Origin of the sequence: Kineothrix sp. MSJ-39 (assembly GCF_018917935.1) — a bacterium.
Classification (GTDB): Bacteria; Bacillota; Clostridia; order Lachnospirales; family Lachnospiraceae; genus CAG-194.
Genome location: NZ_JAHLPN010000022.1, coordinates 26,448 through 51,609, shown reverse-complemented (window position 1 = coordinate 51,609; position 25,162 = coordinate 26,448). Strand labels below are relative to the sequence as shown.

The window sequence follows — 25,162 nt, the reverse complement described above, 5'->3', positions numbered from 1 at the left end:
TCACCACTGGAAAAACGCCATGAACTGGAAACCTAACCATTTGTATCAGGTGATATATCTATAGGATCATACCGTTTTTTATTTTAAAAACTTGGTGTCACATCATTGACTAATGTACAATTTCCCAAATCACTTATCAGGATTCGTTACAGCACCTATAGAAATTAATTATAAATCAGTTGGTTCATCGCCTGTCTGAGTGCATCGTCCAGATGCTGTTCCATCAGTACTGCCGCTTCCTCATACTTTTCTGCCAGCAGAAGATCTATGATCGCATTGTGCTCCCTGCGGTTATTTTCATGTTTCTCACTGACTGCACCGCTCATAATGTTGATCCGCTTTTTCTGATCGCAGAGCTGTTCAAAAATATCAATAATGTATTGGTTTTTGGTGGAATAAACGATCTCCTTATGCAGGGCGTCGTCTGTCTCTACCAGTGCTCCCAGATCCTGCTCTTTTGTATCCGCCAGATTCTGCTCCCGTATTTTTCTAAGATGATCTTTGGAAATACCGCTTCCCGCCAACCGGATAATACCCGGTTCGAGCAGCTTTCGTGTCATATAGACATCTCTGACGACCTTCGGTGAAATAGCCGATACATATGCCCCTTTTTGCGGAATGATCTGCAACAGCCCTTCTCTCTCCAGCTTTGTTTCCGCCTCGCGGATCGGTGTTCTGCTGATACCAAGCTGTTTTCCGAGCTTTACCAGATCCAGAAATTCCCCCGGTCTGATCTCACAGGTCAGGATCATTTCTTTCATTTTCTGATAAGCCAGTTCCCGTAATCCCCCGTTTTCCATATAATCCCTTCCTTTTCTTTCCTGCCTCTGCTAATCGTAAACATCAAAATCCTGATCGGCGGCTGCAAAAACCTCCTCTGCCAGCGCATCACCAACAAGTGATGCAAACTGCGCCTTCAGATTCTGCGTAAATTGTGCAAGATCCGTTTCTGAAACAATGCCTTTTACGATCGTAGTCGCTGCGTTCAGCCAGTGTGCCATGTGATACAGGAAATCTCTGACGTATTTTCCGTTCAGTTCCTGCTTTATCTGTGCGATACGCGCCTTGGACTCCTCTGTCTGCTCATAGCCGACATCCACGAACGTACAGCAGTCATCTCCCAGACCGATCATCGTTTCTGCGATCATGACCATATCCGGGTGAAAGCCCTGCACGAGATTGATATCCACATATTTGCAATATGCCTCTCCGTACTTTGACAGCCCATACTGTTTCCAGCCCAGATCCCATCTGCAGCGCATACAACAGTTGATAAAAACAGGCGATTCCGATTTCACCTGATAGTCACCGGGGAGCGTTTCAAAGCTCAGCTCCCCGTATGCAAGAAATGTTTCATAATTTAATGGCCTGCCGTCACGTATGGCACGATTGCGCATGCGTCTGCCCCGCTGCCTTGCATATCTAGTTATGCAGTTGATATAAACGTCTTTTCCGTAATCACCGAGCAGCTCTTCCAGACATTTGCCTGTCAGACCGATCAGTGCTGCATGCTGTTCTACTGTATATTTCTCTGCCATATCCTGACCTTTTCATGATACACATATAACAGTATCATGTCTACCCTTTCTGTACTTATTTTACTTCGCCGCTTTCCTCTGTTTTCTCCCAAGGCATTGGCTTTCTTACATCAATATCCAGCATCTTGGCCGGGTTGTAAGTGCTGACTGTACGGATCTCTTCATCTGTCCAGCCGCAGTCCATCAGACATGCGATCCACTCTCTGAAGCCTTCTACCGGATGTGGCAGTGTATAAACACCGAAGTCTGTACCGATAATGAAGTTCTCAACACCGAATTTCTTCATCTGGTTAGCAGATGCAAACACACCACCTGCCGGTGCACCGGACTGTCCTTCATCATAAGCTCTGTACTGTGGCTCAATATAATAATGTGTTTTCGGAATAGAGCCTGTATGTGTATGCTCAGCCAGACACTTCTCAAGTTTGGCACCTTTGCTGATCGCATAATCGATTTCCTTTTCTGACAGATGCTCTGTTACGGCGTTGGATAACAGAACCTTTTTGATACCGTATTCCTGTGCGTAATCACAGAGCTTTAATGCCTCTGCGTTGGAAATATGTCCGCTGACTAAATAGATCTGCGGGTTATCTGCAACGATCTTCATGATCTCATCAAATTCTTTGGTTGGCTTATCAAGCGGGATCTCGATACATCTGTTGTATTCTTCCTCCACAAATTCAGGATACAGATCTACAAGTCTCTTCCACTGTCCGTCTACATATCTGCCTTCCACACCTGCCTGATATTTTGTGGAATGTGCACCGAAGGATACATATCTTGCTCCACTGCCGTAGTAAACAGCCGTTTTGACTGCTCTTGGATTCATACCGCCAAGTACCGTATTTAAAATGATACCGCCGTATGTACAGAAATCAGGGACTGTTTCATTGACGATCCATGCGGTACCGACGGACCAGTTGAATACACACATATAAGCGATACCTCTCATACCGGCATCTCTGGCTTCGATCGCTGCCTGTACCGGATTCACGCTTCGCGGGCTGCTGATCAGGTGTGGGCCTGCATGTACATGAAGGTCGATAGAGCCTTTCAAAAGATCAAGACTTCTCTGATAATTTCTGGAATACTGCCAATCGTTTTTGTCAAAGTTTGCTGGATAAATGTTCATAATGTGTTCCTCCTTTTGTGTTGTATTTAATTTGTATTTCTGTTGTATACAAGTTGTTGGTAAAAAAAGAAAGGCACTTTTCAAGACCTCGTTGTCTGAAAAGCACCTTTGCTTATCTGCATATTATATCTGCCTTATTGTTTTGTCAAGAGCTTTTTTCTATTTTTCTTCATGTATAGTTTTGATAGCACTAAAGTTATCAGGCTCGTTTTTGATTCCAAGCTGTTTACATGCCTCTTTTTCAGTTATATGCATTTTTTCTGCATATGACCTTACAACCTTTTTTACTACTTCCTTCTGCGACTCTATGATTGCATTACTTTTCATAAGTTCTGCCCTACTTTCCTCAAGCGCAAGCCTTGCTTCCTCCAGTCTCTTCTGGGTCCCACGTTCGTGATTGTAGTAGTCCTGCCTTGCACGACATTGCTCTTTTACTATTTCATCCTGATTGTAAACATATAATGCCTCAGTGGCTTCCTGTAATTCCTGATTTCTTTCTGCCATCTGTCTCAGCTCCTCCCAAGTCTTCGCCTTGAAGATTTTTGTCCAATATACAAGTCCTGATTCCCTGTCTTCTTCTGTTGCCAGTTTTATTTGTGTTAAGTCTACCACATACAGGTTAAATTTTGTAGTATATACATTGTGATTTTTAAGATTCATCATCCGGTATTTTGCAAAGAATTCCGGATATTTGGGGGAAAAGTGTATAGTTTAAAAAGCCGATATGATATACCGGCTTGACATTCATGTATTCCTCTCCTTTTGCTACGTTATCATAGCTTCTGGCAAGATAGGATAACGACCGCTCCGGCCAGTCTTTCAGATCAAGCACCTGCATTTCCAGATTGATGATCGTATTGTTATTGAGAAGTACATTGATATCCAGGATAAATGTTTTGTCATCAATCGCTTCCCCAAGCTCAATCGGATTTTGCACAACGATATCCTGTACTTCCTCTGTTTTCAATTGCAGGCAAGCGCATACAACGGAACGCAATACATTCTTATGCTTCTGTAAGATCACCCGAAACATGTAATCGTTTAAAAATGTATACGGAATTACACCCGTTGCTTTTTTCAGTGCCTCCGCTGCCTCCGACAGTTTCACTGCTTCCCAAGTATTTGCTTTTTCTTTTTGTGACATATAGTGTCCTCCTTATGTGATTGATAGAATAATAATGGAAAATCCGGGCGAAAAGCCCTTTCAAGATGAGCCGAAGCTCTGAGATAGCCGTTGCCGGAAAGGCACGGCGAATATAGTTATGATAGCAGAGGAACCCTTTGCAGTCAACTATGGAAATCCAGAAAAGAAAAAGCCTTCGGCTCATAGAATACTTCCTACAAACCGAAGGCTTTCACGCTTATTTTTCATCCTTGCCGCAATACTTCTCATGCAGCTTGGCATAGATTTCTGCAAGATTTTCCGTCAGCTTTGTGTTTTCACCGTAATCAACCGGGCAGTCGATAATGACAGGTACTGTCTGCTCAAATGCCTTTTCCAGTGTCGGCAGAAGATCTTCCGCCTTTTCGATCCGGTAGCCGATCGCATGCATGCTTTCTGCAAACTTAACAAAATCCGGATTGGTAAAATCAACGAAACAACTGCTGCCATAGCGGTCTTCCTGCTTCCATTTGATCAGGCCATAGCTTTCGTCATTGAAGATCAGCGTTACAAACGGTGTACCTACGCGCAGTGCTGTCTCATATTCCTGACAGTTCATCATAAAGCCGCCGTCTCCTGTGATGGCAAGCACCTTTTTATCCGGATTTACAAGCTTGGCGGAAAGTGCACCGGGCACGGAAATACCCATCGTGGCAAAGCCGTTTGATATGATACAGGTATTCGGCTCATAGCAGCGATACTCCCGCGCGATCCACATTTTATGAGCACCCACATCCGAGATCACAATATCATCCCTGTCAAGCACACGGCGCACATCAGACAGTATCTTCTGCGGCTTCATCGGAAATGACTGGTCATTCTGATAGCTTTCATATTCCTCTGCCATCAGCTTTTTGATCTCAAATGCCCATTCCGGCTCTTCTGTCCGCTTGCAGCGAAGAGAAATCTGTTTCAGGGAATAAGAAATATCGCCGACGACTTCAATATCCGGCTGATACAGCTTATTGATATGACACGGTCTTGCATCAATATGCAGGATCGCATGCTTTCCGTCCGCGTTCCATTTAGCGGGTGCATACTCCACAATATCATAGCCGACTGCGATCACCAGATCCGCCTGTTCCAGTATGACATCCACATAATCCTTCTGCGGAATACCGATCGTCCACATAGAGTACGGATCATCAAACGGAATGACGCCTTTTGCCATCATCGTATTGATGACCGGAATCTTCATCTTACGCGCAAATGCAGTGATCTCCCTGGAGGCCTTGTTCCTGACCGCAGAATGTCCGACCAGCATAACAGGCTTCTTTGCCTGAAAGATCGCACCTGCTGCCTCCTCCAGATTTTCTATACATGCCATTTCCATATTCGGCTTATGATGCTTCAGCGGTTTTGTCGCAGGCCCGTCCGGGACTTCCATCCGTGCGATATTGCACGGCAGATCCACATGAGTTGCCCCCGGCTTCTCATTTTCCGCATATTTAAATGCAATCCTGATAATTTCATTGACGGTATCCGGTCTGACGATCTGCTTGCTTCTCTTCGTGATCGGAGAAAACATGTTGACCAGATCCAAAAACTGATGGGAAGTCAGATGCATCCGCTCTGTACCAACCTGCCCTGTAATGGCAACAAGAGGTGCTCCATCTGAGTTAGCATCCGCTACCCCTGTAACCAGATTGGTTGCGCCCGGCCCGAGTGTTGATAAACAGACGCCCGCTTTTCCGGTCAGTCTGCCATACACATCTGCCATAAAGGCTGCACCCTGCTCATGTCTGACTGTTATAAATTTGATCGTAGAATTCTGAAGTGCTTTCATGACTTCCAGATTTTCTTCTCCCGGAATTCCGAAGATATATTTAACACCTTCGTTTTCCAGACATTTTACCAATACTTCTGCTGTGTTCATCTCTCGTTCTCTCCTATCACCGGAGCCACAGCAGACATGGATCATTGACACATGACATAGCGCCGGGCTCTGTTTTTCAGACCCCATTGCCTGTTTGCAGTTTCATTCTAACATGCAGACCGTCTGTGTCAATGTATTTGGAGAAATGCGTTATCGCAATTCCTTATCTGCTTATAAACTTTGAAAATAAGCCTTTTGCATACCAGTAGGTCAGCAGAAGGGAAAGCCCCAGCATCAGGATCATGCAGAACATGGTCCTGGTGCCCCCTGCAAAAAAGCCGAACCTGGAGCAGGTATAGACCACTGCATTGGCACTGATATGGAACAGGATCGGTGCACTGATCCTACCATAGCTTTCATACACAAGTGCCATGGCAAGTCCCATCAGGGAGGCATACAGGATCTGTACCGGATTTCCGTGATAACAGCCGAATACAAGGCCACTCAGCAGCATGGCAAGAACGCGCGGGAAATACTTTTTGATCCGGTTGTAGATCACACCACGGAATAAAAGCTCCTCCGTGCAGGGCATCACAAGTCCATATACGAATAGTCCCAGCGGAAGTGGAATTCCATATTGTGCACCGGCAACTTTCTGGTAAGAAGCAGAATTTTGTGTCAGCTGCAGCAGGGAGATAAACAGATTCAGAAACAGTGCCAGACTGATCCCGTAACCTGCGACCAGTCCCCATTCCCGGGTAATACGTTTCTTTTTCCTTCTTGTCACAACCTCTGCGCAGTCCGGTGTACGGCTCTTCTGATAGCATCTGACCACATACGGCCATGTTGCGATAGCCGCTGCCACATTCAGCCATGCGCTGCATACCGTCGATACTTCCCCGGACTTCGCCAGTACATAATATAGGATATTATAAACAGCGAGCTGGATCAGCCAGTAAGCGGCAAGCGGTGCAAGGATCTCCAGTGTCTTTTTCAGAGAGCTCCTATCCGCATACTTCTGATATGGCTTTTTCCCGGTGATCAGGCTGGCAACTGCCTGCGGATCCTCTGCCAGATAAGTTGCTCCCGCCTTTGTCAGCTCGCCGTCATTTGCGTAGCCATAGGTAACGCCGACACTGTCTACACCGAAATGCCGGGCGCCTTCGATATCAAACTTCCGGTCACCGACCATCAGCACCTTCTTTTCACTGTAGGCTCTTCCCACCTTCTTTTTGAGTTGGGCAAAGGTTTCTTCCATGACCTCGATCTTTGTCGTTCTTGTTCCGTCCTTCAGGCTTCCGACAATGATACCGAAATACTGCTCGATCTCAAACATCTGCAACACCCTGTGAACAGATACCTCCGGCTTACTGGATGCGATCGCCAGAAGACAGCCATTATCCTTAAGCTCCTGCAGCATTTCCTTCACGCCCGGATAGATCTTATTTTCTGTGATCCCGACTGTTTCAAATCGTTCCCGGAAGGTGCGTACTGCCTTTTCGGTGTCTGCCTCATTCATACCGTAAAATTCCCGGAAGCTGTCCGAAAGCGGCGGTCCGATAAACGGCTCCAGCTTGTCCAGATTTTTTTCTTCTATTCCGAAAGACCGGAGGGCGTATTGGGCTGACTTGGTAATGCCTTCTTTAGAATCGGTCAGTGTGCCATCCAGATCAAATAAAATATATTGATACATCATTTTCCTCATTTCTGCTTCGCAGCCGCTTGTTTTTCGGATTTTGTTGCTCACGAATCCGTGCTGCCGCACTCTTCATCCTGCTTTCGCAGGATATTCGTTCGCTAGTCGCGCAGGAAAAACAAATGTCTGCTTCGCAGCCGCTTGTTTTTGGATTTTGTTGCTCACGAATCCGTGCTGCCGCACTCTTCATCCTGCTTTCGCAGGATATTCGTTCGCTAGTCGCGCAGGAAAAACAAATGTCTGCTTCGCAGACGCTTGTTTTTGGATTTTGTTGCTCACGAATCCGTGCTGCCGCACTCTTCATCCTGCTTCCGCAGGATATTCGTTCGCTAGTCGCGCAGGAAAAACAAATGTCTGCTTCGCAGCCGCTTGTTTTTCCTATGCGCTCTACATTATACGCGTAAACTCCCTCTTGACGCAACCGGAAAATGCCGTTATAGTTGTTGTGTAAAAATTAAATACGCGCTAGGGGAGCTACTGCTGAGATTGACCAATGGTCTAACCCTCAATACCTGATCCGGATAATGCCGGCGAAGGGAAGCCGAAAATACACAGCCATGGCTGTGTCCTTTTTCTGTTTCAATCTCCCCTCCTGCACACAAAGGAGGATTTTTTATGTCTACTTTTATCACCAGTGAGGACGGTTACTTCGCCCTTACCAAACCGGGCTATATCGCCCTTGTTATCCTGATGCTCATCATCATGTTCCTGACCGCTTTTATCGTGGATAAGAAGCAGAATGCCAAGAAGTTCCAGGCAAAGCAGCTTGCATTTGCCGGTATCGCACTGGCACTGGCTTTCATCACCTCTTATATCAAATATGAGCTTCCGATGGGCGGTTCCGTTACCTTATTCAGCATGTTTTTCATCTGCTATATCGGTTATCTGTATGGCATCAAGGTTGGTCTGATCACAGCCTTTGCTTACAGTATCCTGCAGTTTATCCAGTCAGGCGGCAGCTACTTCCTGTCTCCTTTCCAGACCTGCTGTGATTACTTCTTTGCCTTCACCGCACTTGGTCTTGCAGGTCTCTGGTACGGCAAAAAGCACGGCCTGACGATTGGTTATATCGTCGGTGCACTTGTCCGCGGTCTGTTCCATACGATCGGCGGTTATATTTACTGGATGGATTATATGCCGGAATCTTTCCCAAAATCATTGTCAGCGATCTACCCTATCGTTTATAATTATTCTTATGTACTGGCAGAAATGATCATCACACTGATCGTCATTAACCTGCCACCTGTAAAGAAAGCCATCGATAAGGTAAGTGATATGGCACGTTCCTGATGGCATAGAAAGGAAAAATGCCTATGATTACAATCAGTCTTTGCATGATCGTCAAAAACGAAGAAGAAGTACTTGACCGCTGTCTTTCCTCCATCGCAGATCTGATGGACGAGATCATCATTGTCGATACCGGTTCGACAGACCGCACGAAGGAGATCGCGCAACGTTACACGACAAAGATCTACGATTTCACGTGGACAGGTAATTTTGCCGATGCCCGGAACTATTCCTTTTCCAAGGCGTCCGCCCAGTATATCTACTGTGCAGATGCGGATGAGGTACTGGATGCGGAAAATCATGACAAGTTCCTGCTTCTGAAAAAAGGACTTCTGCCGGAGATCGACATCGTGCAGATGTACTATTGTAATCAGCTTTCCTATAATACGATCTACAATTACGACAAAGAATACCGCCCCAAGCTGTATAAGCGGCTGCGTACCTTTACCTGGGTCAATCCGATCCATGAAACGGTGCAGATCCAGCCCGTCATTTATGACAGCGACATTGAGATCTGTCATTTCCCGACCTCATCCCATGCTTCACGCGATATTCAGGCATTTGAAAAAATGTACACAGATGGGATCCGTATTCCCACCTCGCTCCATACGCTTTATGCCAAAGAGCTTCTGATCGCCGGACAGTACAGCGAACTCATGCACGCCATTCCGGTCTTTACCGATACCTTGCAGGACAATACGCGCAGTCTGGATGAATGGCTGGAAGCCTGCTGCGTTCTGACAAGAGCTTACCGGGAGAAAAACGATATCCCGTCATTTTTCAAATACGCGATGAAGGCTGTGACCTTTGAAGGAGACGGGTGTGCAGAAGTCTGCTATGAGATCGGCTGCTATTATCTGTCGGTCTCCGATCCGCAGGAAGCATCGATCTGGCTTTCCGCCGCACTTTCCGCTCCCTGTATCCTGCAGCTTGCGGTACATGAAAAAGCGGAAGCTGCCCTGCAAAAATGTCAGGCAGCACTTTCCGAATAAAAGAATATTTCACAGCACAAAAATAACCCCTTTCGTCAGACTTATTTCGTCCGGCAAAAGGGGTTTTCTTTATAATACATGAGATGCTTCTTCCAGTTTAGAAAATGAATACAGTATTTTTTCTTTCACAGGCTTTCCGGTCAGACGTGCTACCGCCTGTCCGTAATAATCAAGCTGTGTTTCATATCTGTCCCAGAGTTCTTCCATACTCTGTACCCTGTCTGTTTTATAATCCAGGATCACAATACCGTCCGCTTCCTCAAAGTAAACGTCGATGATTCCCTGCACCAGCACCTTTTCCGTGGCAGGGAAGCCTTCCTGTACTTCATCTGCCGCTACGGAGAGCACAAATGGCTGCTCTTTAAACAGCAGTCCTTTTTCCTGTGCAGCCGCCATTCTGCCCGCTACATCGGACTGCAGAAAAGCATCGATTTTCCGGATATCGATCAGGCTGCCATATTCTTCGCTCATTCTGCCCTGCGCCACAAAAGAAGCAATATCCTGCTGCAGTACCTTTTTTCTTTCTGCCGCACCGGCATACTTCCGATAAGCGGCAATGTCCAGAAGCTCCAACAGTCTGTGGAACGCGCTGCCCCGGGCAGCTCCGCCGCTCTTTTCTTCCTCCGCACGCATAAAAGCCGGAAGATACGGCTTTGTCACATCCTCTGTTTCAAACATCTGATGGACTTCCTCATCCATTGCCGCGATCTTCAGCTCCGATACACTGGTCTTTGTATAAAGCCCCTCCAGATCCGCATGTGGATATACATAGGAAAAACGCTCCTGCAGGCTCTCATACAGCGCATCTTCGCCTTCCTGCTCCAGCAGTTTTAATGCTTCCTTCCTGCCAAGCTGCGTCGCCTGTGCTGCCAGATTCTGATACTGGAGATTTTCTTCCCGGATGATCCGAAGTCCAATATGCTCTGCATGCTTTGTTCGTGCCAGCAGGATATAATCCAGAAAACAGCCCGCATTGCTTCTTTCATAATCGGATACAGCAGTAGCTTCTCCCTGCAGATAGGCATAGCTCAAAAGGCGTTCTTCCGCCTTTTTCGTTGCCGCCGTCAGATACAGCCGCTGCTTTGCTCTGGTCATTGCCACATATAGTACACGGATTTCTTCTCCCAGACTGTCCCGTTTCAGCTTTTCCGCCAGCATCTGCTTGTGCAGTGTCTTCCCAGTTACCTGCCGCTTACTATCAATATAGTTCATGGCAATGCCCCAGTCCGCATCCATCAGCACCTGCTTTGTTGTATCCCGCAGATTGAATTTGCGATCCAGTCCCGCCACAAAGCAGACCGGAAATTCCAGACCTTTACTTTTATGGATCGTCATGATCCTGACAACGTCCGCCTGCTCGGAAAGAAGGGACGATTCTCCAAAATCCACATCATATTTCTGCAGCTGCTGCATATACCGGATAAACTGAAACAGCCCATGATAACTGGTCGCTTCAAATTCCACCGTCTTTTCCAGCAGCATTTCCAGATTGGCACGCCTTTGCTCTCCGCCCGGAAGTGCTGTCATGTATTCAATATAATGGAAACGGCGCATCACCGCCTGTGCAAACTCCGGCATGGAATCTGTCACTGCCTGCTCCCTGAGCGCACTTAGCATCTGCAGGGCTGTCTGTATCTTTTCCGCCAGCACCGGATCTTCTACGAGCGTCACATATTCCCGGAAGCTTTCATACAGACTCCTGCCACGCGTTGTCTTTGCCCGGATCATTGCCAGTTCATCTTCTGTAAAGCCCATGAAAAGAGAAGTTGCCACGCTGCAGAACGGAATATCCTCATACGGATTGTTGCACACCCGCAGAAAGTCCATAAACAGACTGACCTCCATCGCGGAAAAATACCCTGTTTTCGAGGTGACATGCACAGGGATCCCTTCCTCTGTCAGCACTGCCTGCAACTGTTCGATTGCGCTTGCGCCGCCACGCACTAAAATCACGATATCCCGATAAGACAGCGTATGCATCTGTCCGGTTTTGACATCCTCGATCTGCTCCCTGCCTACAAGCGCACGGATCTGTTCTGCGATCATATAGGCTTCGCCTTCCCTGCCTGTGAGCGTATCTTCTTCCTGACTTTCATACAATAACAGCTCCGTGCTGCCCGGCTGCATGGAAAGTCCCGGGTATAACCGGGCATCCGTATCATACGCAATTCCGCCGATCTCAGGCTCCATGATCACAGAAAATACGTCGTTGACACTCTCTAAGATCTCTGCACAGGAACGGAAATTCTTCTTCAGTGTGATAAGACAGCTTTCTTCCTCTCCGCTCTGATAACTCCTGTACTTTTCCATGAAGATCTCCGGCCTGGCAAGACGGAATTTGTAAATACTCTGCTTCATATCGCCCACCATGAAACGGTCCGGCTTTTCCCCTTTCCGGGAAACACTCGAAAGCAGCAGTTCCTGCACCATATTGGAATCCTGATATTCATCGATCATGACTTCTTCATAAAAAGTCTGGTAGCTCTTTGCAGTTTCCGTCAGCTCACCGTCTCTGATCAGAACGGATAAAGCCGCGTGCTCCGCGTCGGAGAAGTCCAGTATATTTTTCTCCTTTTTTGCCTGCGCCAGTGCTTCTCTGTATACAAGCGTCAGATCAAGCAGTGCCACGGAAAGGGCTGCTGCCTGCTGCTCCCGCTCCAGCATAATATCCGCCGGATCCGCAAAGTATACGGAAAGCTTTGCAAGCAGTGTCTTGTAGGAATCACGCAGATCTTTTGCCTGCTGCCTTTCTGCTTCCCCGACACTTTCATCCTTTTTGCGGGAAAGCATACTCCATTTCACTTTGCTGATCCGCTCTCCCAGTGCATACAGATCTTCCATCCCGGAGATCTGCCGGCTCTGTGCAAGGCATTCCTGTAAAAAGGCTTCATCCTGCTCCAGACATTCCGCATACATATAAGGTCCCGCCGGCTTTTCACATACCTTCTGTGCTGCCTGCGCAAGAGAAACAGCCGCCTGCAGTGTCTTTTCCAGCCGTTGCAGCAGATACTGCATCCACTGTGTCTGCCAGAGCGTATCCGCCGTTATATGTTCCAGTTCTTTTCTGCAGTGCAAAAGCCACTCCTCCGGCCACGGATGGCTGTCCGCATAACGATACAGTTCATCCACCAGTGCTTCCAGCCTGCCATCCTTTGCATCCGGGCTGAGGGTATCCGCAAGCTCTAAAAAGGAAGGCTCCGCTTTGGCATATGCTTCTTCCAGCACTGCCTGCATAACGTCCTTTTCCAGCAGCCGGATCTCTCCCGGATCTCCGATACGGAATGACGGATCCAGATCGATCTCATGAAAGTGGTTGCGCAGCAGGAACATACAGTAGCTGTCGATCGTCGTGATCTGTGCATTGTGGATCAGGGACGCCTGTTTTTGCAGGTTTTCATCCTCCGGATGCTCTGTCTGCGCCTGCAACAGGGCTGCGTGTATCCTTTCCCGCATTTCCGCTGCCGCCGCACTTGTAAAAGTCACAATAAGCAGCCTGTCGATATCAATGGGATCCGGCCCCGTGATCCGCGACAGGATACGCTGTACCAGAACCGCTGTCTTACCGCTTCCCGCCGCAGCCGATACCAGTATATTTTTATTTCTCGTCTCGATGACCTTCTTCTGGTCCTCCGTAAACTGCACGTTCCATCGCCTCCTTTCTTTCCTCATCCGTAAGTGGTGTAAGCTCCTGCAGACTGTAGCCGTCTATTCTCTCATCCATCCGGCAGACTTCCCGGTATTCACAATACTCACAGCTTGTATGATTTCCGTTTTTCAGCGGAGTTACCGCGATCTCTCCTTCTGTCATCTGCTGCATCATCTGCTCCGCCTTTTTCTGCGTGTAAGAAAGCAACAGCTCCAGATCTTCCTGGGAGATCACCTGCGAAGCCGCCTTAAAGCTGCCATCCTTTTTCCTGCCAACACGCATGACATCCGACTCCGTCGTAAAGCCCTCATCCAGCATGGTAAGCACACAGTCTTCTGCAAGAAGCAGTCCGTCCGGCTTCATCTGTTTGCGAATCTCTGCCTCGATCTCCTCCTCTGCCTTTGCGCCTTCTAGTTCGATCATCGGCTTCTGCAGTCTGTAATACAGCATTGCCGCAGGTATAATAGTTGTCTGTGGGTAACGTTCCTGCAAAAATGAAACCGCCGCATTCATATAAACCGGAAGCTGCATGGACAGTCCGTAATACACATCATCCAGTGAAAACTGCTTCCTGCCTGATTTATAATCCATGACTTTCAGGTAGATCGTATCATTTTCCCTGCGGATATCGATCCTGTCGATCTTACCGACCAGCGGGAGAGCTCCCTTCATACGAAATTTCTGTTCAAAGTAGGTCGGCTCAAAGCTGCCCTTCTGCATCTGGTACTGCATCGTCCTGACACTGCGCAGCAAAAGCCGGTGCATCTGCCGGATCCTTCTTTCGTTTCTGGCACTGCTGTACAGGATCGTTTCACCATATTCCTTTGTCAGCACGGAAAATGCCTCCCAGAGCCGCTGTTCCATTTCTTCTTCAGTCAGCGTGCGGAGGGAGATCCCATCTTCCTTCAGCCCCCGCTCAAACAGTTCCAGCACGCCATGATACACACTACCGAAATCCACCGCCTCAAAGGTATATTCGGCTCTTGGCATCAGCTCCAGTCCATAACGCAGGAAATGTGCATAGGCACAGGATGCAAAAAGCTCCAGTCTGCTGACACTGCCCTGGTTCCGCTCCGCATACAGACTGTCTGCCGCCTGTCTGGACAATTTCCCCGGCTCATACCGGTAAAAGGCTGCTTCCCGGATCTTTTCTGCATCCGGTGTATCATACACCTTCTGCAGGACACGCAGCTTAGGAAGTGCCTGCTTTTCCAGACTGCCTTCCCTGTATTTGCGCAGTAGTCCTGCAAAATCGTCCAGTCCGTCCTCTGCGCTTTCCACTTCTGCAAGAAATCCTTCGTTTTCTTCTGCTTCTGTCTGCACACGGAGCTTTGGGAACAGCCCTGTCATGACACGGATCAGATAGGAAGGCAGTCTCGTCTTTCCTGCACTGTCTACCTTGGCATAAGACAAAAACAGGTATTCCGTCGGCTTTGTCATATTCTGATACAGGTAAAGCTGCTGCTCAAACAGCTTCTGCCGCGGAGACGGTGCCAGCTCTCTGCCGCTTTCGATCAGATATTCCCGCTCCATATCCGATAACAGACCACCACTGCCGCCTCGGGCAGGGATCACGCCATCATTGACACCCAGGAAAAACAACGCCTTGATCTTCTTTAAACGGGTTCGTTCCATATCGCCTACCACAACCTGATCGACATTCTGTGGGATCGTTCCAATCTGGATCTCCGAAACACCCGCCTCAAAGATCTGGATAAATTCTTCCAGCGAAAGCGGATCCTCGCCGATCAGTCCGTAAATCTGGTCAAGCAGATCCATCAGTGCAGGATAGATCTTTTCAAATTCCTTTGCCTTGACAAGGTCGCCCGCCTCTGTAAACTGCGCTGCCAGCTCCCGGCACTTTTTCTGCAGGCTGTTTTTCTCACACAGACTGTACACCTGCATGGTATATTCCTTTGCCGTTTTACAGCGGACAAGGAGCGGCGCGATCTCCTCCATCAGCTTCTCCCGCAGAGCGTTCATTTCTCCTGCTTCCTCCCCACGCGTAAAAAGCTGTCCATACTGCTTTCTGCCGCGAATTCCCATTTTCATTACATACAGATCCAGTCTGTCGATCTCATCCATCGTCAGTGACGTCATACCTGTCCGCAGGAAACGGAACACACTTTCATAGGAAAAGTTATCCCGCACAAGCTGCAAGGCACCTTTGACGTATTCTACCGCAGGCTGATGCAACACACTTCGGTTCTGGTCTAAGAACAGCGGGATTTTATAACGTAGAAATTCCTTCTCCACAATGCTTGCATATCCGTTCAGATCACCGGTCACAACTGCAATATCCCGATAGCAGTACCCCTGTTTTCTGACCAGCCGTTTGATATGGATACACATCCGCTGCACTTCACTGACAAGCGTTTCCGCCTCCCCGATCCGGATCATCTGTGTTTCCTTCGGATAAAACGCCTTGTCATAGCGGAACAGATGTGCCTCTAAAAATGCCAGTTCCGGGTTATGCAGGTATCTGCTGACCGGCTTCTTTGTCAGATAAATATTCTGCCTTACCGTAATAGCTTCCTTCCGTGCAAGCCCTGCCAGCTTATGATATGTCCCGGCAGAAAGCCCGAACAGATGCTGCTTTGTCCGGTGCAGATCCGCCTCGCTGTCCGCATCCAGCGTAATGATCACTTCCTGCGCCACATGCATGAGCTCTAAAATGACCCGGTTCTGGATCGGCGTAAATCCGGTAAATCCGTCAAATACAAGCACTGCATTGCGCAGAATCTGAGACTGCGGTATCATATGGCACAGTTCATCGAGTGCTTCTTCCGTTACAATATATTTCTCCTGAATATACTTTTGAAAGCCTTCATATAAAAGCTTCAGATCGCGCAGCTTATAGGGCAGAAGTCCCCTGCCCTTTGCTGCATCCGCCATCTGCTCCAGTTCCTGAGGCGAGATATCATACTGATAAAATTCCGACAGCATGGATTTGACCTCGTGAATATAGCCCGGTCGTTTCAGCTTCTTCTGAAACAGCACAAGCTCCTCTTCCACATCTGCCGCCACCTTACGGAGCACAAGGTTTTTCCCCGTGTCATCCAGCATCACACGTTCTTTCTGTCCCACTTCGTCCGCGATCCGGTGAATGAGTCTGGAAAAACTCAGTACATCGATATTCATAATCCCGCCACGCGGATGCATCTCACAGATTTCCTTCTGTGTGTACATCGTAAACTGATCCGGTACCATCAGGAAGAAATGCTTTGCCATATCCTGCTGTGACTGTTCTATGACTTTTTGAAAGACCAGCGTGCTCTTTCCACTGCCGGAGCCGCCAAATACAAATTGTAATCCCATGTTCTGTCCTCATGTCTGAAAGTTCTGCTCTACTTTCTGTTTCTTTATCCAGTGTACCATTTTTAGAGGCAGTTTGTCACACTTTCTCTCTCATTTCCAAATCATTTTCAACGCGCGCTTTTCTATAGGTATATTGACATTTTCACACACGCTTTATAAGATAATGCATGAAATCTATCTATTATATACTGTTTTGTTTACTATTTCATGGATATATCATCGGAGGCACTATGGCAGAAAACAGACCTGCAGAGACAGGATTTGAAAAGTTGATCGGTAAGCAGCCGCTGACTGACGAAGAGTTAGCCGCGCTGCTTGATACAGCAGACTATGATGACCGCCTTTTTGCAGAGGCAGATCTTGTACGCAGACAGGTGTATGGAGATGCTGTTTTTGTGCGCGGTCTGATCGAGTTTACCAATTATTGTAAAAACGACTGCTACTATTGCGGTATCCGGGCAGGAAACAGCCATGCTAACCGCTACCGGCTGACAGAAGAAGAAATCCTCTCCTGCTGCCGGGAAGGCTATGCACTCGGCTTTCGTACGTTTGTCCTGCAGGGCGGGGAAGATCCTTATTTTACAACAGAACGGATCTGCTCTCTTGTGGCGGCGATCCATACGGCATTTCCCGACTGTGCCATCACGCTTTCCATCGGTGAAAAGACAAAGGCAGACTATCAGGCTTATTTTGATGCAGGTGCCAGACGCTATCTGCTGCGCCATGAAACGGCAGATCCGGCGCATTATGAAAAGCTGCATCCCGCTTCCATGTCCCTTGCCAACCGCAAACGCTGTCTGTATGACCTGAAAGAGATCGGCTATCAGGTTGGTGCAGGCTTTATGGTGGGTTCCCCTTATCAGACAACCGACCAGCTTGTCTGCGACATCCGCTTTTTGCAGGCACTTTCTCCCGATATGATCGGTATCGGGCCCTATATTTCCCACGCCCAGACAACTTTTGCCGGTCAGCCAAACGGTTCGCTTGCGCTTACTTTACGGCTGCTTGCCATTTTACGGCTTCTGTTCCCTTATGTACTTCTGCCCGCCACGACCGCGCTCGGTACGATCGCACCAAACGGCAGAGAACTCGGACTGAAAGCCGGGGCTAACGTAGTAATGCCCAATCTGTCCCCTGTCCGTGTCAGAAAAAAGTATGAACTGTATGAAAATAAAATCTGCACCGGCGAAGAAAGCGCGCAGTGCAGATCTTGTTTAGAGCAGCGTGTCAAAGCTGCAGGATATCATATCGTAACGGACATCGGTGATGTCAGACGCTAGTCAAACACTCTTTTGATGCTGTCATAATGCAGGAACTTGCCCTCTTTTCCAAGTGCGGCGATTTCCTGTGCGGTTGCCAGCATATAACCGTCTGTTTCTGCTTCCTGCAGCTTCAGATCCGTTTCCGCAAAATCCAGTGTGAAGCAGTAAACATCTACAAAATAGTTGTCCCCTTCTCCCGGATTTTCTCTTTTATAAGTGAACACATAACCGCCGTCGGCATTTGCCACATCAAGCCCCGTTTCTTCGAGCACTTCTCGACGTACCGCATCCTTAGAATCCTCTCCAGCCTGCGCAGCACCGCCGGATACCTCCCAGCAGCCCGGAGCCCATGCCTTTGTCATGACACGTTTCGTAATAAGGAATTTCCCTTCTGTTCTTTTTACCACACCAAGCACGGTCAGATGATATTCCCCATCCTGCAGGATCCAGTCGTTACGCTTCATCGTACGGCCGGTTCTTTCTTTATTTGCATCATAAATATCCCAAAATTCCATAATTTCCTCCTTCTTACAGAAGCGGTGCAAACAGACGCAGGAAGTACTGTCCCAGTCTCTTGAGCGGAGATCTCGTACTGTGATAATTGTTTCCTACTTCGGTTGAAACCGCAAATACCTCTTCAAAATCCTGACGGATGTCTTTGATCGCCGGTACATCATATAAATACACACCGTTTTCAAAGTGGAAATACAAACTTCTGTAATCTAAATTGATCGTTCCCACTGTTGCGATCTTTCCATCGCAGATACACTGCTTCGCATGACAGAAGCCCGGCGTATATTCATAAATACGCACACCATCGCGGATCAGCCCCGCATAATAAGAACGCGTCAGCTTGTATACCAGTTTCTTGTCCGGAATACCCGGTGTAACGATCCGCACATCGATACCGCGTTTTGCTGCCAGCCCGAGCTCGCGCTTCATCTCATCGCTGATGATCAGATACGGCGTGATGAAGTACACATACTCCGTTGCGCCCTTGATGACGTTCATGTAAACATTCTCGCCCACACGTTCCTTATCCAGCGGACTATCTGCATACGGCTGTACATAACCGCCGCCCTTTGCCTCAAAATCGTGATCCGGCAGATATTTCTCATACTCTGTATCCGTATCCTGGATGGCATTCCACATTTCCATAAAGATCAGCGTCAGGCTTCTGACCGCTTCTCCCTCCAGCCGGACGCCGGAATCCTTCCATACACCGTACGGATGTGTGATGTTGAAATACTCGTTCGCCAGATTATAACCGCCCGTAAAACCAACCCTGCCATCAATGACCGTGATCTTACGGTGATCCCTGTTATTCATAAAAATATTCAGAACGGGCATCATCGGATTGAAGATCCTGCAGTCAATGCCATGTGCCTTCATCTGCTTGACAAATTCCGGGCTGATAAAACCGACACTGCCCACATCATCATACACAATGCGGATCTCCACGCCTTCCTTTGCCTTTGCAAACAACACCGCTTTCATTTCCGCAAATGCTTCCCGATCCTCTATGGCATGGTATTCCATAAAGATGAACTTCTGCGCTTTCTTCATTTCTTCAATCTGTGCATGAAATCCGTCGGCTGCTTCTTTATAAAAAACGACGTCTGTATTCTCATACAGCGGATAGCCTACCTTTTTCCCGATATAATAGCTCTGATGATAAGCAGTCACATCCTGCGCTTTCAGCTTTTCCATAACAGGATCATCCTTCCGCAGATAGACGCGGAGTTTTTCCCAGGTCGTCTGAAAACGCTTCCGCATTCCCTTCGTGGCACTGGAATGACCACAGAACAGATACAGGCAGACACCCATGACGGGGAATAGCAGGATCAGCATGATCCACGGCATTTTCATGCCCGCATTCATTTCCCTTCCGTAAATATGCAGCACCAGTATAAAAGACAGCACACTCGTCGCCAGTGAGATCCATGTGGAATATTTATTTAACCGGATCAGAAGATGCAGGATCCATACAACCTGCACCAGCACTGACAGAGCCGCAAAGATCAGTCGGCTGACACTGTTTTTTACTACACCTTTTGTTTCAGCTCTCATTTGTATATATCACCTACCTCGTAACATCATAACAAAATCCTGCGGAAAAATCTACCTGTTTCCGTTCAGGTAACCGACCTGCAGTTCCATCCAGATAACCTGCTAGGTTGCCAGCCTGCTATGCCGGTTGCCTATCTGCTGCTTAAAAAACTGTTGACTTTATTGTACAATCCCCATATAATTACTTTTGGTAATTATCTATGGTAATTATATATTTGTAAGAAAGGAGCTTTGCATATGAAAATGGAAACGATAAAAGCCGTGCTGGATGCCTGCTATCAGGCGCAGCGGATCCGCACCATGCTTCCCACACTTCCCGATGGCGTTACCCCCTCCTACATTCATTTCTTTGATCTGATCGAAACAATGGAGCAGAAGGGCATGCGCGTAAAGGTATCCGATATCAGCGACAGGCTGGGCATTCCACGCCCCGGCGTAACACGGACTGTTAAGGAAATGGAAGCAAAAGGTTATCTGCAGAAGGTTTCTTCTGCACAGGATAAACGTGTAACCTATCTTTCCATGACGGAAGCCGGGAAAGCACTTTCCCGGAAATATAACGAAGAATTTTTCAGTCAGCTCGCACCACTGCTTTGTGATATCCCGGAAGCGGATGCGGACTGCACGATCCGCACGATCTCAAAAATGTATGACATAATGTCTGAAAGGAGGATTTCTCTTACATGAATGATAAAACTGATTTTACACAGGGAAGTATTCTCAAAAAACTGGCACTGTTTATGCTTCCGATCTTAGGTGCCCTTGTCCTGCAGGCAGCCTACGGTGCTGTCGACCTTCTGGTTGTCGGACGTTTCGGTACGACCGCAGGACTTTCCGGCGTTTCCACAGGCAGTCAGGTACTGAATCTTGTGACCTTTGTGGTCATACAGCTTGCCATGGGTATCACCGTACTGATCGCGCGTTACCTTGGTGAGAAAAAGCAGGAACAGATCGGAGCTGTACTCGGCGGTGGTGCCATCGTCTTTACGATACTTGCCCTTATCCTGCTCGTATTACTGGTATGCTTTGCCCGCCCGATCTCTGTTCTGATGCAGGCACCGTCAGAAGCACTGGCAGCCACAACAAGCTATGTCCGCATCTGCGGCTGCGGTATTCTCTTTATTGTTGCCTATAACTTACTTGCCGCCATCTTCCGAGGGCTTGGTGACAGCCGCTCTCCGCTGCTCTTTGTACTGGTTGCCTGTATCGTTAATATCATCGGCGATCTTGTCTTTGTTGCAGGTCTGCACATGGATGCATCGGGTGCTGCCCTCGCCACGGTTTTGGCGCAGGCTGTCAGCGTTGTATTTGCACTTTGTATACTGGCAAAAAAAGAGCTGCCCTTCACGATCACAAAGGCAGACTTCCGATTAAACGCACAATGCCGCAAGTTTTTAAGCATCGGGCTTCCACTGGCACTGCAGGAATGTCTGACCCAGATTTCCTTTCTGGCACTCTGTGCCTTCGTCAACCGTCTGGGACTGACCGCTTCCTCCGGTTACGGTGTTGCCTGTAAGATCGTCAGCTTTGCCATGCTGATCCCAAGTGCCCTCATGCAGTCCATGGCTTCCTTTGTTGCCCAGAATGTAGGGGCAGGCAATCCCAAACGTGCCCGCCAGTCCATGCTGACCGGCATTGGGATCGGGCTTGTCTTCGGCTGCTGTGTATTTGTACTTGTTCTGCTGAAGGGCGACCTGCTGACCGGTATTTTCTCCACCGATGCAGAGGTTGTCCAAAACGGCTTTGCTTATCTGAAAGGCTTCGCCCCCGAAACGATCCTGACTGCTGTTTTATTCAGTATGGTCGGTTATTTCAACGGCAATAACCAGACACTCTGGGTCATGATCCAGGGACTCACGCAGACACTGCTTGTCAGATTGCCTCTGGCTTACTTTATGAGTATCCAGCCGGATGCCAGCCTGACAAAGATCGGACTTGCCGCCCCTGTTTCCACGGCAGTAGGCATTGTTCTGAATGTACTCTTTTTCATCTATTTTCAGCGGAAGCTGGCAAAAGCATCCGCCCAGAGAACCTAATCCCTTATCAGAGACAAAAACCGGGCATGTGGAAGCTTCCACATGCCCGATTCTTATTTTCCTATATTTTGTTACTATGCAGCAACTTATTTGTTGTCCATGAAGTTCATGTCCAGACCACGGTTCTTGTCAGCCTGTGGATCTTTACCGAATTCATAATCCTTGCCCGGCAGGATCGCATTTAATAAAACGCCTGCGATAGCTGCGATTGCAAGTGCTGTTAATGTGATGGATGTACCACCGATCGTAAATGTCAGACCATCTGAGAAACCAAGACCGCAGACAAGGATAACTGCTGCAATGATCAGGTTTCTTGATTTTGTCAGATCTACATGGTTTTCTACTACGTTTCTTACACCGATTGCAGAAATCATACCATACAGCATGAAGCTGACACCACCGATGATAGCGGAAGGTAATGTACTGATCAGATCAGCAACCTTCGGGAAGAAACTCAGGATAACTGCAAAGACAGCAGCCAGACGGATAACACGCGGATCGTATACTTTACTCAGCTCCAGTACACCTGTGTTTTCACCGTATGTTGTATTAGCAGGGCCACCAAACAGAGCAGATAAGCTTGTTGCAAGACCGTCACCGATCAGTGTACGGTGGAGTCCCGGATCTTCAATAAAGTTAGAACCAACTGTTGCGGAAATGGCAGACATATCACCGATATGCTCCATCATAGTTGCAATCGCGATCGGTGCCATAACAAGAATGGCTGTCAGATCGAACTTGCAAAGCTGGAAAGGCGGCAGACCAACTACTGCATCTGTTGCTGCCTGAGAGAAATTCAGGATAGCGGAACCGTCTGCGTTTGTCATACCTGCAAAGTGCATGATCAGTGCTACGATATAAGAGATCACAACACCCATCAGAATCGGGATGATCTTGAACATGCCCTTACCCCAGATATTGAATACAACGATAACGCCAAGTGCGATCAGTGCCAGAAACCAGTTTGTGGAAGCGTTGGATACTGCTGACGGTGCAAGGCTCAGACCGATACAGATAATGATCGGACCTGTTACTGCAGGTGGCAGGAAACGCATAACCTTCTTCACGCCGACAAGCTTGATGATCAGTGCCAGGATCAGATATAACAGACCTGCCACTACGATACCGCCGCAGGCATATGGGAGTTTTTCACCCATTGTCATATTCGCAAAAATACCGGTATCCAGATTCGCTACTGTAGCAAAACCACCAAGGAATGCAAATGACGAACCAAGGAATGCCGGTACTTTAAATTTTGAACAAAGATGGAAGAACAGTGTACCAATGCCGGCGAAAAACAACGTCACCTGAACGGATAACCCTTCTCCTTCAAAATAAGTGTTCACTAAGATCGGAACTAAAATAGTTGCGCCAAACATGGCAAACATGTGCTGCAGACCAAGTAGCAGCATTTTGGGAACACCGAGCTCCCTCGCATCACGAATGCAGGTTTTTTCTTCCGTATTCATAATACACATCCTCCTTCATAAGATAAATTTTTGTTACCGCTAACCATTCTAACATAGGCACTGCGATTTTGCACTCTTTTTTTGCTTGTCTTTTTCTTCTCTCACAGGTAAACTAAAAAAGAAGACATAATAGTGAATATCTAGTTCCCGCCGGATCTGTGCCACTGACCGGATCTGCGCCGGAAGAAAGAAGAGGCAAATGAAAGAAACACTCTATACCATACCATTAACAGATGCATTTCATGCAAACGATGAATGCCCGCTCTGCTTTGTGGAACGCGAAGTAGAACAGGATCTTTTAGATCTGGTGCTCGGCTCCAGCTCCTCCTATATGGAAAGTGACATGCGTGAAATGACAGACAAGGCAGGCTTTTGCCGTGCCCATTTCAAAAAAATGTTTGACTACGGTAACTCTCTCGGGAATGCCTGGATCCTGAAAACACACTATATCCAGATGCAGAAAGAACTGGAAGGACAGATCAAAATGTTTGCACCGGGCAAGGCGTCCTTTATGAACCGTCTGAAAAAGGCTGATACCACAGACAACGCCATTTATAACTGGGTACAGGAAAAAGAAAAATCCTGCTATATCTGTACAAACTTTGAGAAAACTTATGAACGCTATCTGGACACCTTCTTCTTTATGTATAAGAAGGACGATGAAATGAAAAAGATGATCGAAGGCAGCAAAGGCTTCTGCCTGCATCACTTTGGAGATATCTGCAAACGCGCGGAAACAGAACTGAATGACAAGCAGAAGGCTGAATTCTATCCACTGATCCTGAATCAGATGCTGGACAATCTGAAGCGCGTCGGCGAGGATGTCGCATGGCTCGTTGAAAAATATGACTACCGGAACAAAGATGCTGACTGGAAAAATTCCAGAGATGCTGTACAGCGCGGTATGCAGAAGCTGCGCGGCGGTTACCCGGCAGATCCTGTTTACCAGCAGGCCAAATAAGCCGAAACTACCAGCACATATTTTCTTCTAATAGCTGCAGGTAACTTTCCACTTCCGTAAAATACGATTCCGCATCGATACTGTCGTTGCGGAATTGTTCATTTAAAACCCCATCCGCCACAAACAGACACATTTTCAAGACGGCAGATGCATCAATTCCCGTCTTAAAACAGCTCAGATCCGCCTTCTGGTAAATACCGGAAAGCATCGTGGAATATTGATCCATACTGTCTGCGATCAGCGTCAGGATTTCTGTTTCTTCCCGAAATGCCAGCGTCACAAACAGATTCATATACGGATAATTACGGATGATATCACGCTTCGCTTCTTCGACCTTGCGCTGCAGCGAGAAAAAATCAATGGAAAACAGAGGTACGGTGCGGGAATATTCCATACTGATATATTTTACACTGTACATATAGACAAATTCATAGAGCCCCTGCTTACTTCCGAAATAATGGAATAACAATCCCTTGGAAATACCGGCGGCTTTCACGATCTCATCGGTACTTGCCTTTTTATATCCATTTTTCGCAAAGATCTGCAGTGCTGCATTGATAAAACGATCCTGTTTTTCCTTTGGAAGTTCAAAAAAACGATTGTTCATTATAGTCCCTCTTTTTCCGTATCATTGACTCTGACAGTCACTTTATCCTATCACAGAACAGGCTCTCATGCAATTCCATAAACTTCTTATAAACTGTGCACAAACTCCTTGTGTTCTGGGCAAAATTATTTTAAAATAGAGAAAACGGATTCCATAGAAAGGGGTTTACA

Annotated in this window: 20 protein-coding genes and 1 riboswitch; of the genes, 7 read left to right on the top strand and 13 right to left on the bottom strand. The window is 47.6% G+C overall.

Translation table 11 applies throughout. From position 1 onward, the window contains the following. Positions 1-164: 164 nt before the first annotated feature. From KQI22_RS12190 to KQI22_RS14080, 7 genes are all read right to left on the bottom strand, one after another. Positions 165-800: a GntR family transcriptional regulator gene (locus tag KQI22_RS12190; protein ID WP_216552734.1), complete on the bottom strand. Its 636-nt coding sequence runs from the start codon at positions 798-800 to the stop codon at positions 165-167. 30 nt (positions 801-830) lie between these two features. Beyond that, positions 831-1,538 carry an L-2-amino-thiazoline-4-carboxylic acid hydrolase gene (locus tag KQI22_RS12185; RefSeq protein ID WP_216552732.1) on the bottom strand — a complete coding sequence of 236 codons (708 nt, stop codon included), beginning with the start codon at positions 1,536-1,538 and terminating at the stop codon, positions 831-833. 55 nt (positions 1,539-1,593) lie between these two features. Further along, a complete protein-coding gene (locus KQI22_RS12180) occupies positions 1,594-2,670 on the bottom strand; it encodes a DUF6282 family protein (RefSeq protein WP_216552731.1) in 1,077 nt (358 codons plus the stop codon). Between the two features lie 159 nt (positions 2,671-2,829). Continuing rightward, positions 2,830-3,333 carry a PD-(D/E)XK nuclease family transposase gene (locus KQI22_RS12175; RefSeq protein WP_216552729.1) on the bottom strand — a complete coding sequence of 168 codons (504 nt, stop codon included), beginning with the start codon at positions 3,331-3,333 and terminating at the stop codon, positions 2,830-2,832. Next, the gene (locus tag KQI22_RS12170; RefSeq protein WP_216552727.1) at positions 3,320-3,814 is read right to left on the bottom strand and encodes a PD-(D/E)XK nuclease family transposase; all 495 of its coding nucleotides are present in this window, start codon (positions 3,812-3,814) and stop codon (positions 3,320-3,322) included. Before KQI22_RS12170 ends, KQI22_RS12175 begins: the two co-directional genes overlap by 14 nt. 217 nt (positions 3,815-4,031) lie before the next feature. Next, complete coding sequence (locus tag KQI22_RS12165; protein WP_253293629.1) at positions 4,032-5,708, bottom strand: acetolactate synthase large subunit; 1,677 nt, start codon at positions 5,706-5,708, stop codon at positions 4,032-4,034. 163 nt (positions 5,709-5,871) lie between these two features. Next, a complete protein-coding gene (locus KQI22_RS14080) occupies positions 5,872-7,395 on the bottom strand; it encodes an HAD hydrolase-like protein (protein WP_216552725.1) in 1,524 nt (507 codons plus the stop codon). A 71-nt stretch (positions 7,396-7,466) separates the two neighbouring features. Here KQI22_RS14080 and KQI22_RS12155 point away from each other — a divergent pair, with 71 nt between their 5' ends. From KQI22_RS12155 to KQI22_RS12145, 3 genes are all read left to right on the top strand, one after another. After that, on the top strand, positions 7,467-7,748 hold the full coding sequence (locus KQI22_RS12155; RefSeq protein WP_216552723.1) for a hypothetical protein: 282 nt from the start codon (positions 7,467-7,469) through the stop codon (positions 7,746-7,748). 53 nt (positions 7,749-7,801) lie between these two features. Beyond that, a riboswitch (TPP riboswitch) is annotated at positions 7,802-7,900 on the top strand. A 59-nt stretch (positions 7,901-7,959) separates the two neighbouring features. After that, a complete protein-coding gene (locus KQI22_RS12150; RefSeq protein ID WP_216552721.1) occupies positions 7,960-8,634 on the top strand; it encodes an energy-coupled thiamine transporter ThiT in 675 nt (224 codons plus the stop codon). A gap of 23 nt (positions 8,635-8,657) precedes the next feature. Then, a complete protein-coding gene (locus KQI22_RS12145; protein ID WP_216552719.1) occupies positions 8,658-9,623 on the top strand; it encodes a glycosyltransferase family 2 protein in 966 nt (321 codons plus the stop codon). A 69-nt stretch (positions 9,624-9,692) separates the two neighbouring features. On the opposite strand, the gene addA is transcribed toward KQI22_RS12145, so the two are convergent. Both addA and KQI22_RS12135 read right to left on the bottom strand, forming a co-directional pair. Then, entirely contained in the window at positions 9,693-13,265 is a 3,573-nt protein-coding gene (gene addA / locus KQI22_RS12140) for a helicase-exonuclease AddAB subunit AddA (RefSeq protein ID WP_216552717.1), read from the bottom strand. After that, positions 13,219-16,587, bottom strand: coding sequence for a PD-(D/E)XK nuclease family protein (locus tag KQI22_RS12135; RefSeq protein ID WP_216552715.1), 3,369 nt, complete (start codon positions 16,585-16,587; stop codon positions 13,219-13,221). Before KQI22_RS12135 ends, addA begins: the two co-directional genes overlap by 47 nt. Positions 16,588-16,817: 230 nt before the next feature. Between KQI22_RS12135 and hydE the strand changes: the two genes are divergently transcribed. After that, on the top strand, positions 16,818-17,867 hold the full coding sequence (hydE, locus tag KQI22_RS12130; protein WP_216552713.1) for a [FeFe] hydrogenase H-cluster radical SAM maturase HydE: 1,050 nt from the start codon (positions 16,818-16,820) through the stop codon (positions 17,865-17,867). On the opposite strand, the gene KQI22_RS12125 is transcribed toward hydE, so the two are convergent. Together KQI22_RS12125 and cls are read right to left on the bottom strand one after the other, a co-directional pair. Next, positions 17,864-18,364: an NUDIX hydrolase gene (locus KQI22_RS12125; RefSeq protein WP_216552711.1), complete on the bottom strand. Its 501-nt coding sequence runs from the start codon at positions 18,362-18,364 to the stop codon at positions 17,864-17,866. The genes hydE and KQI22_RS12125 overlap by 4 nt on opposite strands. A gap of 13 nt (positions 18,365-18,377) precedes the next feature. After that, positions 18,378-19,919 (bottom strand): cardiolipin synthase, encoded by a 1,542-nt coding sequence (cls, locus tag KQI22_RS12120; protein WP_216552709.1) that lies wholly within the window; start codon positions 19,917-19,919, stop codon positions 18,378-18,380. A 237-nt stretch (positions 19,920-20,156) separates the two neighbouring features. On the opposite strand from cls, the gene KQI22_RS12115 reads away from it, so the two are divergent. After that, positions 20,157-20,606 (top strand): MarR family winged helix-turn-helix transcriptional regulator, encoded by a 450-nt coding sequence (locus KQI22_RS12115; RefSeq protein ID WP_216552707.1) that lies wholly within the window; start codon positions 20,157-20,159, stop codon positions 20,604-20,606. After that, complete coding sequence (locus KQI22_RS12110; protein ID WP_216552705.1) at positions 20,603-21,955, top strand: MATE family efflux transporter; 1,353 nt, start codon at positions 20,603-20,605, stop codon at positions 21,953-21,955. The genes KQI22_RS12115 and KQI22_RS12110 overlap by 4 nt, the downstream gene beginning before the upstream one ends. An 86-nt stretch (positions 21,956-22,041) precedes the next feature. Here KQI22_RS12110 and KQI22_RS12105 read toward each other — a convergent pair whose 3' ends face one another. Continuing rightward, the gene (locus KQI22_RS12105; RefSeq protein ID WP_216552703.1) at positions 22,042-23,424 is read right to left on the bottom strand and encodes a uracil-xanthine permease family protein; all 1,383 of its coding nucleotides are present in this window, start codon (positions 23,422-23,424) and stop codon (positions 22,042-22,044) included. Between the two features lie 199 nt (positions 23,425-23,623). On the opposite strand from KQI22_RS12105, the gene KQI22_RS12100 reads away from it, so the two are divergent. Continuing rightward, positions 23,624-24,385, top strand: a complete 762-nt coding sequence (locus KQI22_RS12100; protein ID WP_216552701.1) for a DUF6062 family protein — start codon at positions 23,624-23,626, stop codon at positions 24,383-24,385. A gap of 7 nt (positions 24,386-24,392) precedes the next feature. On the opposite strand, the gene KQI22_RS12095 is transcribed toward KQI22_RS12100, so the two are convergent. Next, positions 24,393-24,992, bottom strand: coding sequence for a TetR/AcrR family transcriptional regulator (locus tag KQI22_RS12095; protein WP_216552699.1), 600 nt, complete (start codon positions 24,990-24,992; stop codon positions 24,393-24,395). Positions 24,993-25,162 lie beyond the last annotated feature (170 nt).